The following is a 13,903-nucleotide window of genomic DNA, read 5'->3' on the forward strand; positions in this document are numbered from 1 at the left end:
TTGTTTGAGAGAGCTGTACGTGCTTAGGGTAAAGCTATATCTAAATATATTATCCTATTATTCTGGAAGGAGAAAGAATACCCATGGGAAGAGAATTTTCTTTGAAAAACACGCGTAATATCGGTATCATGGCACACATTGATGCGGGTAAAACGACTACTACTGAACGTATTCTTTATTACACTGGACGTATCCACAAAATTGGTGAAACACATGAAGGTGCTTCACAAATGGACTGGATGGAACAAGAACAAGACCGTGGTATTACGATTACTTCAGCCGCTACAACTGCAGCATGGAATGGTCACCGTGTTAACATCATCGACACACCAGGACACGTAGACTTCACTGTTGAAGTTGAACGTTCTTTACGTGTACTTGATGGTGCAGTGACAGTATTAGATGCGCAATCAGGTGTTGAACCTCAAACTGAAACAGTTTGGCGTCAAGCAACAACATACGGCGTACCACGTATCGTATTCGTAAACAAAATGGACAAATTAGGTGCTAACTTTGATTATGCAGTAAGCACTTTACATGATCGTTTACAAGCAAACGCAGCACCAATCCAATTACCAATTGGTGCAGAAGATGACTTCAATGCCATCATCGACTTAGTTACAATGAAATGTTTCAAATACACAAATGATTTAGGAACAGAAATTGAAGAAACTGAAATTCCTGAAGACTACCGTGAACGTGCAGAAGAAGCACGTGAAACATTAATCGAAGCTGTTGCTGAAACAAACGACGACTTAATGGAAAAAATCTTCAGTGAAGAAGAAATCACTGTTGACGAACTTAAAGACGCGATTCGTAAAGCAACAACAGACGTTGAATTCTACCCTGTATTATGTGGTACAGCGTTCAAAAACAAAGGTGTTCAATTAATGCTTGATGCTGTTATTGACTACCTTCCTTCTCCGTTAGATGTTAAACCAATCATTGGTCATCGTGCGGACGATCCTGATGAAGAAGTGATTGCGAAAGCAGACGACGATGCTGACTTCGCTGCACTTGCATTTAAAGTTATGACTGACCCATACGTTGGTAAGTTAACATTCTTCCGCGTATACTCAGGTACTTTAACTTCAGGTTCTTATGTTAAAAACTCAACAAAAGACAAACGTGAACGTGTAGGTCGTATCCTTCAAATGCACGCAAACTCACGTCAAGAAATCAGCACTGTATATTCTGGTGATATCGCAGCTGCTGTAGGTCTTAAAGATACTGGTACAGGTGACACGCTTTGTGGAGAGAAAAATGACATCATCCTTGAGTCAATGGAATTCCCAGAGCCAGTTATCCACTTATCAGTTGAACCAAAATCTAAAGCTGACCAAGATAAAATGACTCAAGCGCTTGTGAAACTTCAAGAAGAAGACCCAACTTTCAAAGCGCATACAGATGAAGAAACAGGTCAAGTTATCATTGGTGGTATGGGTGAACTTCACCTTGACATCATTGTTGACCGTATGAAAAAAGAATTTAACGTTGAAGCTAACGTAGGTGCGCCAATGGTGTCTTACCGTGAGACATTCAGACAATCTGCTGCAGTTCAAGGTAAATTCTCTCGTCAATCTGGTGGTCGTGGTCAATACGGTGATGTACACATTGAATTCACACCAAACGAAACAGGTGCAGGTTTCGAATTCGAAAATGCTATCGTTGGTGGTGTAGTTCCTCGTGAATACATTCCATCAGTTGAACAAGGTCTTAAAGATGCTATGGAAAATGGTGTCTTAGCTGGTTACCCATTAATCGATGTTAAAGCAAAATTATTTGACGGTTCATACCACGATGTCGACTCATCTGAAATGGCCTTCAAAATTGCTGCATCTTTAGCGCTTAAAGAAGCTGCTAAAAAATGTGATCCAGTTATCTTAGAACCAATGATGAAAGTAACTATCGAAATGCCTGAAGAATACATGGGTGATATCATGGGTGACGTTACTGCGCGTCGTGGACGTGTAGATGGTATGGAACCACGTGGTAACGCACAAGTGGTAAACGCTTATGTACCACTTTCAGAAATGTTCGGTTACGCAACTTCATTACGTTCTAACACGCAAGGTCGCGGTACTTATACAATGTACTTCGATCACTATGCAGAGGTGCCAAAATCAATCTCTGAAGAAATCATCAAAAAGAACAAAGGCGAGTAATTCAATCATTACAAATTAGCGCGAATCATGTTAATATGACTAAGGGCAAGCCTTGTTTATAAATTGATTTTTTCAGTAAAATGATTTATAAAGGAAATATCATTATCTATCTCATGTTGGTGAGTAACTTTCATGAGAGATATTTAAAATATTAATTCTTATTCAAAGAGGAGAGATTTCATAATGGCAAAAGAAAAATTCGATCGCTCAAAAGAACATGCCAATATTGGTACTATCGGTCACGTTGACCATGGTAAAACTACTTTAACAGCTGCTATCGCAACTGTATTAGCTAAAAATGGTGACTCTGTTGCACAATCATACGACATGATTGACAACGCACCAGAAGAAAAAGAACGTGGTATCACAATCAATACTTCACACATCGAATACCAAACAGACAAACGTCACTATGCACACGTTGACTGTCCTGGACACGCTGACTATGTTAAAAACATGATCACTGGTGCTGCTCAAATGGACGGTGGTATCTTAGTAGTATCTGCTGCTGACGGTCCAATGCCACAAACTCGTGAACACATCCTTTTATCACGTAACGTTGGTGTACCAGCATTAGTTGTATTCTTAAACAAAGTTGACATGGTTGACGATGAAGAATTATTAGAATTAGTTGAAATGGAAGTTCGTGACTTATTATCTGAATACGACTTCCCAGGTGATGATGTACCTGTAATCGCTGGTTCAGCATTAAAAGCTTTAGAAGGCGAACCAGAATACGAAGAAAAAATCTTAGAATTAATGCAAGCTGTTGATGATTACATTCCAACTCCAGAACGTGACTCAGACAAACCATTCATGATGCCAGTTGAGGACGTATTCTCAATCACTGGTCGTGGTACAGTTGCTACTGGTCGTGTTGAACGTGGTCAAATCAAAGTTGGTGAAGAAGTTGAAATCATCGGTTTAGCTGAAGAATCTTCTAAAACAACTGTTACTGGTGTAGAAATGTTCCGTAAATTATTAGACTACGCTGAAGCTGGTGACAACATTGGTGCTTTATTACGTGGTGTTGCACGTGAAGACATCAACCGTGGTCAAGTATTAGCTGCTCCTGGTTCAATTACACCACACACAAAGTTTAAAGCAGAAGTTTACGTATTATCTAAAGACGAAGGTGGTCGTCACACACCATTCTTCTCTAACTACCGCCCACAATTCTATTTCCGTACTACTGACGTAACTGGCGTTGTTCACTTACCAGAAGGTACTGAAATGGTTATGCCTGGCGATAACGTTGAAATGGAAGTTGAATTAATTTCACCAATCGCTATCGAAGACGGTACTCGTTTCTCAATTCGTGAAGGTGGACGTACTGTAGGATCAGGCGTTGTTACTGAAATCGAAAAATAATTCATCTATTTGATGAGATAAAAGAGCTAGCCCTGTTGGGTTAGCTCTTTTATATTGGCGCTCTGTCAAATCGGATTGATAAGCAAAATAAAGAGGTTAAGTAGCATCGCGTTACTTAATCTCTTTTTTGTTGCGTTTCAAAATGATTCATACATAAAATGTTACAATGCACTACTAAACTATTTATAGAAGTAAAACAATAAAAAGCTAGCTTATCTAGAGAGTAATGCTAAAAATAACTATTTTTTCTTGATGATATATAAGTGTCTACTGCTTTGCGTTGAATTGAAAGATCAATGGCATCTTATTGGTAAAAGTATTCTATTAATTCAAAAGTACACTTTTGCCCGAAATTTATTGCTTTTAAGCGTTAAAGCGTGTATGATGGAAATTATCTAAATATTCCCACTTCACTTTTGATTGCGGGATATGACTCCGTTGAGTGTGTTGTGTATAAGATGGGATAAATTGAACTATTTAATTTGAATTGGAAAGTGGGAAAACCATGGAGAATTTGACAGCAAAGCAATTTGTAATGAATATTTTGAATGGCATGGCTATTGGTGTCGTCGTTGTACTTATTCCAGGTGCATTACTAGGGGAGTTAATGAAAGTATTAGTGCCTGTTCTGCCATTTTTGAAACCTATTGTAGGGGCTTTAGCATTGTCTAATGCAATGATGGGACTTGTTGTAGGTGTATTAACCGGCTTAAATTTTAAATTTAATCCAATACAAGCTACAGCATTAGGATTAGCGACGATGTTTGCATCAGGTGCAGCACAATTTGGAAAAGAAGGTATGATTATCCTTAAAGGTACGGGTGATGTGATCAATATGGGACTGACAGCAGCATTAGGAGCGGCTGTGATTTTGTTTATTGGTGATAAGTTAAAAGCCTATACGATTTTAGTGATACCACTTATATTACTCGTAGGTGTTGGCTTTATTGGACGCTTGATGTTGCCGTATGTCATGCAAATCACCACATGGATTGGACATGGCGTCGCAGCCCTGTTGAGCCTTCAGGCAGTCGTAATGTGTATCATCATAGCAGTGATATTTAGCATAATGATTGTGTCGCCGATTACAACTGTAGGTATTTCGCTTGCGATTTCAATTTCAGGCATTGGTGCAGGTGCAGCAAATATTGGTATTTGTGCAGCTGGTTTTGGATTTGCGATATTAGGTTGGTCAGTTAATACGAAAGGAACAAGTGTGGCACATTTTATTGGATCGCCTAAAATGTCGATGGCGAATGCAGCGCAAAAGCCCATTATTTTACTACCCATTGTATGTACAGCGGCTTGTTGCGGTCTGATTGCCTCTCTATTAAATATTATTGGCACACCTATGAGTGCAGGTTTTGGATTTAGTGGCTTAGTTGGACCCATTAATTACTTAAATTTAGTAGACGGTGGTTGGAATATAACTAATTTTATAAAAATGTTAGTTGCTTTTATTATTGCGCCGGTTGGATTCAATTTCTTATTTAAATATCTCTTTATGCGTGTGGTCCCTATTGTGAAACCTGAAGATTATCGTTTGAATATTTAAAGTATTAGCTGAAGAACTGACCTAATCAATTGAAAATCGTTTCAACCTATACAATAAAATATAAAAAGGGAGGAGGGGACATTGGTTTTAACTTATAAAAAATAAGAAGGCAAGACGTTGAAGTCTGCCTCCTTAATCATTTGTAATTGGCTTAAAATAGATTACAAAAAACAGTGCATATAACTTTTAATCATTTATAAAAAAGAGGGGTATCATATTCAATCACTAACAGTCTCCCAAGCCTAGCGCGAGTGAGCACATATGAATATGATGATATTTCATCCCCTCTTTAAGTAAGGATGACGAAGATCGAGCAACATACTGTTTAAATACAATGCTCAGTCTCGTCTTCTATGGTTAATTAGATTTAAATGAATAAGCCACTTTTAGGGTTTATTCAGCTTCTCTAATTTCATCAGCAATGTCGTTATAATCTATTTCAGTTTCTGTAAATGTACGATTATGAACTGGGAAATGTTGCTCAAAATTTTCGAAGTTTTGAATTTCAACTGTAACATGGTCGACTTCAAAATCGAGGACATGTCCACCAAACTGACGGGCATCATCAGCAAAATGGATATGAAATCCTCCAGAACCTATCCCATGAAAGAGTTCAGGTGTAAAAAAGCCAATAAGCGTTCCTTGAATATTTTCTTCTGTTTGTTCTGGCTGTCTACGCGCAGAATTGATTAAACGTGTATAAGGTGGCTCTTGGCCAGGCATCATACGCACATGCATTTTTTTAAATGTTCCTGTAATTCTTACAGATGAAAACATATTTGCACTTAGCATATGCGTTTTCACTTCTTCTAACACGTCTTCAGAAGATTTATTTTCTGTTTGGTAAGTTTCATCAGCAGAAAAGCGTGTAATTGTTGCATAAGGCGTCATTTCATCGCCTTTTAATTTAACGAACTCTTTATGTTCATTTGCATGATAAGCTTCTCCATTTAGAAAAATCACTTCACCGTCGGATCCTGTTAATGTTGCAAGTCCAGAATCACCATGTTCCAGTACTTCTTTTACACTCATAGTGCCTTCTAATAATCCCGCCATTAACGTACCTAAAGTACCGTGTTGATATAATGTGTGTGCCATACTCGAATTACTCCTTTGCTTTCTTTTCTGTTTAATTTAATGCATCGGGTAGTACATTTGTTGATAATTTTATGTTATCGGCATAATTGACCGGAATATCAATTAAAACAGGTCCTTCTGTCGTATAACTTTCTTTAATTGCTTGCTCTAATTCTGCTGGTGTAGTGACGCGAACGCCTTTTGCTCCGAATGACTCTGCGTATTTGACAAAGTCAACTTCCCCGAATTCAACACCTGCAGAACGTTGATATTTCATTTCCTCTTGGAATTCAACCATATTATAACGTCCGTCATTCCAAATCAATTGTGTAATATTAAGGTTTTTACGAACTGCTGTTTCAAGTTCTTGACCAGAAAATAGGAAGCCACCATCTCCAGCAACTGAGATTACACGTTCATGAGGTCTAACGAGTGCAGCAGCAATTGCCCAAGGTAAAGCGACACCTAATGTTTGCATCCCATTACTGAACAATAAATGACGTGGTTTATAGCTTCTAAATTTTCTAGCCATCCAAATATAATGACTTCCTACATCGACAGTCACTGTTGAATCGTCACTAATTGTTTTTTGCATCGCATCGATAATTTCGATAGGGTGAAGGACACCTTCAACATGTGTTGCTTTAATCCCTGTTGCTTCAGATATATTATCTCTAAGTGAATCGAGCTTTTGTAACTTTTCTTCGTCTAAGATCGGATGATCAATATGTTCAGAAATAAGTTGAATTGTTTCTGATATATTACCAATCAATTCAGCTTTAGGTTGCATATGGTTTGTGATTTCTGCAGGAACTTCATCAATATTGATAATTTCAGTCTCTAATTCTTTATTCCAGTTACTTGCTTCATACTCAATTGGGTCATAACCAATTGTGATAACTAAATCACTTTTTCTAAGAAGCTCATCACCCACTTGGTTTCTAAATAAACCTATTCTTCCAAAGAAGTGTGACTCCAATTCACGACTAATGACACCTGCACCTTGGAATGTTTCAACAACAGGTAATTTTGATTTTTCAACAAGTTGACGAATCGCATGTGTCTCAGCTTCACTAGAACTACGCATTCCCACTAATAATACAGGTGATTGTGCAGATTTTAAATCTTCGACAATATTTTTAATGTCTTCCTCTGCAGGAACACCTAATTTTGGTTTTTGAGGAACAGCGATTGCTTCTGTTTGAACTGGCGCACTAATAACGTCTTGTGGAATACTGATAAAACTTGCACCATTTTTTCCAGAAGTTGCTTCTCGAATCGCATTTGTCATCACTTCTGATAATGATTCAGGATCTTGAACTTCCGCACTGAATTTTGTAGAAGATCTCAATAATGATGCATTGTCCACACTTTGATGGGTTAAACGAAGTAAGTCATTACGCTTAACTTGTCCACCAATAGCAAGCACAGGGTCACCTTCAGAAGTTGCAGTGAGAAGGCCAGTAGTAAGATTGCTCACCCCTGGTCCACTTGTTACAAGGGCAACCCCTGGCTTTCCAGTTAATCGGCCAATTCCTTGAGCAATCATGGCAGCATTTTGCTCATGACGCGTAACAATGAGTTCAGGGCCATCATCTTTTAATGCATTAAAAAGAAAATCTATTTTTGCACCCGGTATACCAAATACATAGTCAATACCGTGATGTTTTAAAGTATCAATCACCATATCTGCAGCTGAATAGTTTTGATGAGTCATGTTATCAATTCCTTCCTTATCATGTAAGATAAGTCAGTATCAGTGAACGATTCATACCTAAAATATATAAGCAAGGCATCAAATAGATCACTCATATGACTTACGCCTATTTTAAGTCTAGAACACAAAACTAATTTAATCAAAAACAATGTTTTTATTATTTAGATGAAAATAGTTACTTTAAAAATATCAATTTATTAAGTCGTTGATATGACTTGTATTAAGCGGTTACATGAATTTTGGCTATTGGATAATATCAATTTTTCAACAATAAAAATATAGAATAATAAATGAAGTAAAAGGGAGTTTGATATAAAAGTAAGTTCATTTTAACGAGGGAATAAAACGTAAAAAAGAGGACAATCAAATCATTACTGTCCTCTTCTTTCTAACTCATTATAAATATGAAATTGTCCATTAATGTACGATAGTGCACCTGGATTAGTTGTTTGAGAAGTAACAACATTATCAAAAAGATTTTCTATATTGCTTATACTCTCAACTTGAAACTTTAACTAAAAGTTGCCTTCAAGTTCTAATATTTTCATGAATGTACTTACGGCGTACTTCATCGCACTTTCATCAATATCAAAGTGTGGACTATGATGGGGCCAATCGGTTTCTTTTTGTGGGTTACCGCAACCCGTAAAGAAAAAAGCACCGGGTCTGGCTTTTAAATAAAAAGAGAAATCTTCTCCAACCATCATGAGATCAGAGTCATGGTATCGAAAGTTCAATGCATTGGCTGCCTTTTTAACGGTTTCTGCTGATGCTTCATGATTATAGACAGGTAAATAACCTTTAATATAATCAAATGAATAAGTGATATCGTTTGCTAATGCGAGTCCTTGAAGCAGCTTATCCATTTTATGATAGATGTGTGTTTGAACTTCAGAATCAAAAGTTCGAACAATGCCTTGGCAAGTGGCCGTATCAGGAATAACGCTATCGGCGTTTCCTGCTTCAATCTTACCGAAAGAGAGTACTGCTTGTTTGACGGGGTCTATCGTTCTTGAGACGATTTTTTGAGCACTTAAAATGAATTCTGCCAAAATAACGATGGGGTCGATGGTTTCATGAGGTTTCGCGCCATGACCACCTTTACCAAAGAGCGTAATATGAAATTCATCTGGCTGTGCCATCATAGGCCCGGGTCGTGTATGAATCGTGCCGGTAGGGTAGCCTGTCCACAAATGGTTACCATAGATTTTATCGACGCCCATTAATGCATTGTCTGCAATCATTTCTTGAGCGCCGCCCGGTGTTAATTCCTCGCCATATTGAAATATCAGAACGACCGTTCCTTTTAACTCCGATTGATGCGCGTGTAATAGTTCCGCAACGGTTAATAATATAGACGTATGGCCATCATGACCACAGGCATGCATAACACCTGGTACTTTAGAACGATAAGGGACGTCTTTTAAATCTTCGATAGGTAGTGCATCGAAATCAGCACGCAAAGCAATTGTAGGACCGGGCTCTTCGCCTGATATACGCGCTAATATACCGTTTTGTCCTACATGCGCATCAATTTGAAAGTTTAATTTTTGGAGACGCTCTACAATATAATCATGGGTATGTTTTTCTTGAAAAGACAATTCGGGATATTGATGAAGGTAACGGCGTGTTTCAATCATATCCTGTTCTTTTTCATAAGCCAATTGGAACCGATCAGTCACGATGCTCCCTCCTTACTCGCAGTTATTTCATTTATTATACACTTGCTTTTAAGTTTGTACAAAATACGTTATGATTAAAGTGTATGAAAATTGAAAGGGGAACTTAACCATGGTACAAAAGTTAAATGACTTTCTTGAAGAAAATATTAGTTATTTAAAAGATAATGGTCTTTATAATGAAATTGATACAATTGAAGGTGCAAACGGTCCTGAAATTAAAATTAATGGCAAAAAATACATTAACCTTTCTTCAAATAACTATTTAGGCTTAGCAACAAACGAAGATTTGAAAAAGGCAGCTAAAAGTGCCATTGATTCTCATGGTGTAGGTGCAGGGGCAGTACGTACTATTAATGGTACATTAGATTTACATGATGAACTTGAAGCGACTTTGGCGAAATTTAAAGGTACAGAAGCGGCAATTGCTTACCAATCAGGTTTCAATTGTAATATGGCTGCGATTTCAGCGGTTATGAATAAAAACGATGCTATTCTTTCTGATGAATTAAACCATGCCTCAATTATTGATGGCTGCCGTTTATCAAAAGCGAAAATTATTCGTGTTAACCATTCAGATATGGATGATTTACGTCAAAAAGCAAAAGAAGCTGTAGAATCTGGACAATACAATAAAGTGATGTACATTACTGACGGTGTTTTCAGTATGGATGGTGATGTTGCTAAATTACCTGAAATTGTCGAAATTTGTGAAGAATACGGTATCATGGTTTACGTGGATGATGCACACGGTTCAGGTGTGATGGGTAAAGGTGCAGGTACAGTTAAACATTTCGGCTTACAAGACAAAGTTGATTTCCAAATCGGAACATTATCTAAAGCAATTGGTGTTGTGGGTGGCTATGTTGCGGGCTCACAAAAATTAATTGACTGGTTGAAAGTACAATCACGTCCGTTCTTATTCTCTACTTCATTGGCACCTGGGGATACAAAAGCTATTACTGAAGCGGTCAATAAATTAATGGCATCCACTGAACTTCATGATCGCCTATGGGACAATGCGCATTACTTAAAAGAAGGTCTTAACCGTTTAGGATTTAATACAGGCAAATCTGAAACACCGATTACGCCTGTAATTATTGGAGACGAAAAGAAAACACAACAATTTAGTAAACGTTTAATGGATGAAGGCATTTATGTTAAGTCTATCGTATTCCCAACTGTGCCACGTGGTACAGGACGTGTACGTAATATGCCAACAGCTGCACACACAAAAGAAATGTTAGATGAAGCATTAGCAGTGTATGAACGTGTGGGTAAAGAATTAGAAGTCATTTAACTTAAAAATTATATATTAAGATTCGTTATTTGAGCTAGTAAAGGGCAATATTTCGAGTCATCTTTAAAGAGCAAGGTGTACACTTAACATAGCAGTGTAATGATTTTACCTTGCCCTTTTTTGATTTATGCGTCTATCGTATCAGGATAGAGAATTAATTTTGTTGTGAAACCTTGGTAAAGATAACTGCATTTGCGTAAAAATGGTTATAAACGAATACAAATCTAGTGGGTGATTTCCTTTATTTGTCTATAACTTTATCTTTAGCTTAAAATATGCTTATAGCTCAAACCGATTTAGCATTAAGGTATCTTTGATATTTAAAATTACGATAAAGTTAGAATTTGAAATCAATGTGTATTTCTATGTATATCATGCATATACAAGAAAACGCTTAAATGTTATAATTGTACTATATTTTACAGAAAATGATTGTACATAAAACACATGTGTCCTCAGGAGAAACACAGAATGGAGATGGATGACGTTATGAAAAGAATTATGGTTACCGGTGCGTTAGGACAAATTGGGACGGAGCTTGTCGCAAAATGCCGTGAAGTTTATGGGACTGAAAATGTGCTTGCTACTGATATTCGTGAGCCAGAAGCAGGTTCTATAGTTGCGGAAGGTCCTTTTGAAATATTAGATGTGACAGATGCAGATAAAATGATGCAAATTGCAGAATCATTTAAGCCTGACACTTTGATGCATATGGCTGCGCTATTGTCTGCAACTGCTGAACAAAAGCCTTTATTGGCATGGAATTTGAATATGGGTGGACTTGTAAATGCGTTAGAAACAGCGCGTCACTTAAACTTACAATTTTTCACCCCAAGTTCTATCGGTGCATTTGGACCCAACACACCTAAGAAAAATACACCACAAGTTACAATTCAAAGACCAAATACGATGTACGGTGTAAATAAAGTTTCTGGGGAATTATTGTGCGATTACTATTTTACTAAATTTGGTGTGGATACGCGCAGTGTTCGTTTCCTTGGTTTGATTTCTTATGTTAAAGAGCCCGGTGGCGGTACAACGGATTATGCCGTTGATATTTATTTCCAAGCGGTTCGAGAAGGTAAGTACACAAGCTACATTGATAAAAACACATATATGGATATGATGTTTATGGATGATGCGATACAAGCGATTATTCAATTAATGGAAGCGGACGGCGGTAAACTGATTCATCGTAATGCATATAACTTAAGTGCAATGAGTATAGAACCAGAAATGGTAAAGGCAGCAATTCAAGAGCATATGCCTGAATTTACGTTAGATTATAATGTAGATCCTGTACGTCAAGATATTGCTGAAAGTTGGCCAGATAATATTGATACGAGTTGTGCACGTGGCGAATGGGGCTTTAACCCTAAATATGATTTAGAAGCGATGACCACACGTATGTTAGAAGGTATTCGCGAAAAAGAAAGTCATAAAGCCTAAATAAATATGAAATAAAGCAGTAAAGTTGTTGAAAAGTATGTGGCTGAAGGAAATTCAGCATTTCAATAACTTTACTGTTTTTTACTTGTTATCGTGTCATTTCAGGATTTAACAACAATATGAGGGCCGACGCATATATCAAATCAATTGAAGTTCAATCAGTTAGAAAGTAAGATAGATGATAATATAGTTGTTTCGTATAGGTTAATCGAAATAGCGCTATCTTTTTGAAATGGCAGAAATATCTCACAAAAATTAAAATAAAATCTATAAGTTGTTTTAATTTTCAGAATTCTCATTGAATTGTATGACTGTCATTGTTATAATGCATATATTACATTTACATATTTAGGAGGAATAATCATGTCAGAACTCATTAAACTTGATGCCAGAAAATCACTCAAAGAAAAGCCCGACAATGCATCGCTTACTTTCGGTGAAGTCTTCACTGATTACATGTTAAGCTTTGAGTACTCATTAGAAAAAGGATGGCACGATTTAAAGATTATTCCTTATGGTCCAATTGAACTTTCACCGTCAGCACAGAGTATTCACTATGGCCAATCAGTATTTGAAGGGTTAAAAGCATACAAACATAACGGCGAGGTTGTTTTGTTTAGACCTGAGGAAAACTTTAAACGTATCAATCAGTCGTTGGCACGTTTAAAAATGCCGGAAATTGACGAAGCATTATTGTTAGAAGGATTAAAACAGCTCGTAGATATTGATCGTGATTGGGTACCAGATGGAGAAGGTCAGTCTCTTTACATTCGACCGACTGTATTTGCGACAGAAGGTGTGTTAGGTGTTCACCCGTCCCACGAATATCGCTTGTTAATTATTTTATCACCATCGGGTTCATATTATGGCGGTGATTCATTACGCCCAACTAAAATTTATGTTGAAGATGAATACGTACGTGCTGTGCGTGGAGGCGTTGGATTCGCGAAAGTAGCAGGAAACTACGCTGCAAGTTTACTTGCCCAAGCAAATGCAAATGAACTCGGTTTTGATCAAGTGCTATGGTTAGATGGTGTAGAACAAAAGTATGTTGAAGAAGTAGGAAGTATGAACATCTTTTTTGTCATTAATGGCAAAGTGGTTACGCCACAATTAAACGGTAGTATTTTACCAGGGATTACGAGAAAAACGGTGCTTGAATTGGCACAAACATTAGGATATGAAGTCGAAGAGCGTCGTATTTCGATTGATGAATTATTTGATCTTCATAAAGAAGGCGCTTTACAAGAAGTGTTCGGTACCGGCACAGCAGCAGTTATCTCACCTGTAGGAACATTACAATTTAAAGATCAACAGATTGTAATTAATGATAATCAAACAGGCCCTATTACACAAGAACTTTATGATCACTACACAGGTATTCAAAGTGGAAAATTAGACGATCCTAAAGGATGGCGTGTAGTTGTACCACATTACGAAAGATAAGACATCTGGATCATTGTTAAATTTGAAAAAAGAAAGCGTCAAAATTGCGTTGTTCAATTTTGGACGCTTTTTATTTTGGCTGTACACTTTATATGGTGGTTATGTGTCTATAATAATTAAGTCGCAAACTTCCGATTGCTTCTT

At 37.2% G+C, this 13,903-nt stretch carries 9 protein-coding genes; 6 read left to right on the plus strand and 3 right to left on the minus strand.

Annotated features, from left to right (window positions below; all coding sequences use genetic code 11):
• The first annotated feature begins 83 nt into the window (after positions 1-83).
• From fusA to HMPREF1208_RS00200, 3 genes are all read left to right on the plus strand, one after another.
• On the plus strand, positions 84-2,165 hold the full coding sequence (fusA, locus tag HMPREF1208_RS00190; protein ID WP_016424305.1) for an elongation factor G: 2,082 nt from the start codon (positions 84-86) through the stop codon (positions 2,163-2,165).
• Positions 2,166-2,348: 183 nt separating this feature from the next.
• On the plus strand, positions 2,349-3,536 hold the full coding sequence (gene tuf / locus HMPREF1208_RS00195) for an elongation factor Tu (protein WP_016424306.1): 1,188 nt from the start codon (positions 2,349-2,351) through the stop codon (positions 3,534-3,536).
• 505 nt (positions 3,537-4,041) lie between these two features.
• Positions 4,042-5,091, plus strand: coding sequence for a PTS transporter subunit IIC (locus tag HMPREF1208_RS00200; protein ID WP_016424307.1), 1,050 nt, complete (start codon positions 4,042-4,044; stop codon positions 5,089-5,091).
• Positions 5,092-5,484: 393 nt separating this feature from the next.
• Here the strand turns inward: HMPREF1208_RS00200 and budA are convergent, their stop codons facing one another.
• From budA to HMPREF1208_RS00215, 3 genes are all read right to left on the minus strand, one after another.
• Complete coding sequence (gene budA / locus HMPREF1208_RS00205) at positions 5,485-6,189, minus strand: acetolactate decarboxylase (RefSeq protein WP_016424308.1); 705 nt, start codon at positions 6,187-6,189, stop codon at positions 5,485-5,487.
• Positions 6,190-6,220: 31 nt separating this feature from the next.
• A complete protein-coding gene (gene alsS / locus HMPREF1208_RS00210; RefSeq protein WP_016424309.1) occupies positions 6,221-7,885 on the minus strand; it encodes an acetolactate synthase AlsS in 1,665 nt (554 codons plus the stop codon).
• A 515-nt stretch (positions 7,886-8,400) separates the two neighbouring features.
• Positions 8,401-9,567 carry a M20 family metallopeptidase gene (locus tag HMPREF1208_RS00215; RefSeq protein ID WP_016424310.1) on the minus strand — a complete coding sequence of 389 codons (1,167 nt, stop codon included), beginning with the start codon at positions 9,565-9,567 and terminating at the stop codon, positions 8,401-8,403.
• Between the two features lie 109 nt (positions 9,568-9,676).
• Between HMPREF1208_RS00215 and HMPREF1208_RS00220 the strand changes: the two genes are divergently transcribed.
• The 3 genes from HMPREF1208_RS00220 (at position 9,677) to HMPREF1208_RS00230 (ending at position 13,759) form a co-directional block, all read left to right on the plus strand.
• Positions 9,677-10,864, plus strand: a complete 1,188-nt coding sequence (locus HMPREF1208_RS00220; RefSeq protein ID WP_016424311.1) for a glycine C-acetyltransferase — start codon at positions 9,677-9,679, stop codon at positions 10,862-10,864.
• Between the two features lie 489 nt (positions 10,865-11,353).
• Positions 11,354-12,313 carry an NAD-dependent epimerase/dehydratase family protein gene (locus tag HMPREF1208_RS00225; RefSeq protein ID WP_037559178.1) on the plus strand — a complete coding sequence of 320 codons (960 nt, stop codon included), beginning with the start codon at positions 11,354-11,356 and terminating at the stop codon, positions 12,311-12,313.
• A 363-nt stretch (positions 12,314-12,676) separates the two neighbouring features.
• Complete coding sequence (locus HMPREF1208_RS00230; RefSeq protein WP_016424313.1) at positions 12,677-13,759, plus strand: branched-chain amino acid aminotransferase; 1,083 nt, start codon at positions 12,677-12,679, stop codon at positions 13,757-13,759.
• Positions 13,760-13,903 lie beyond the last annotated feature (144 nt).

Origin of the sequence: Staphylococcus sp. HGB0015 (assembly GCF_000411275.1) — a bacterium.
Classification (GTDB): domain Bacteria; phylum Bacillota; class Bacilli; order Staphylococcales; family Staphylococcaceae; genus Staphylococcus; species Staphylococcus schleiferi.

Bases quoted from the DNA above. Each gene is read 5' to 3' on its own strand.
- tuf (WP_016424306.1), top strand. From the start codon at position 2,349: ATGGCAAAAGAAAAATTCGATCGCTCAAAAGAACATGCCAATATTGGT.
- fusA (WP_016424305.1), top strand. From the start codon at position 84: ATGGGAAGAGAATTTTCTTTGAAAAACACGCGTAATATCGGTATCATG.
- HMPREF1208_RS00230 (WP_016424313.1), top strand. From the start codon at position 12,677: ATGTCAGAACTCATTAAACTTGATGCCAGAAAATCACTCAAAGAAAAG.
- HMPREF1208_RS00225 (WP_037559178.1), top strand. From the start codon at position 11,354: ATGAAAAGAATTATGGTTACCGGTGCGTTAGGACAAATTGGGACGGAG.
- HMPREF1208_RS00200 (WP_016424307.1), top strand. From the start codon at position 4,042: ATGGAGAATTTGACAGCAAAGCAATTTGTAATGAATATTTTGAATGGC.
- alsS (WP_016424309.1), bottom strand. From the start codon at position 7,885: ATGACTCATCAAAACTATTCAGCTGCAGATATGGTGATTGATACTTTA.
- budA (WP_016424308.1), bottom strand. From the start codon at position 6,189: ATGGCACACACATTATATCAACACGGTACTTTAGGTACGTTAATGGCG.
- HMPREF1208_RS00220 (WP_016424311.1), top strand. From the start codon at position 9,677: ATGGTACAAAAGTTAAATGACTTTCTTGAAGAAAATATTAGTTATTTA.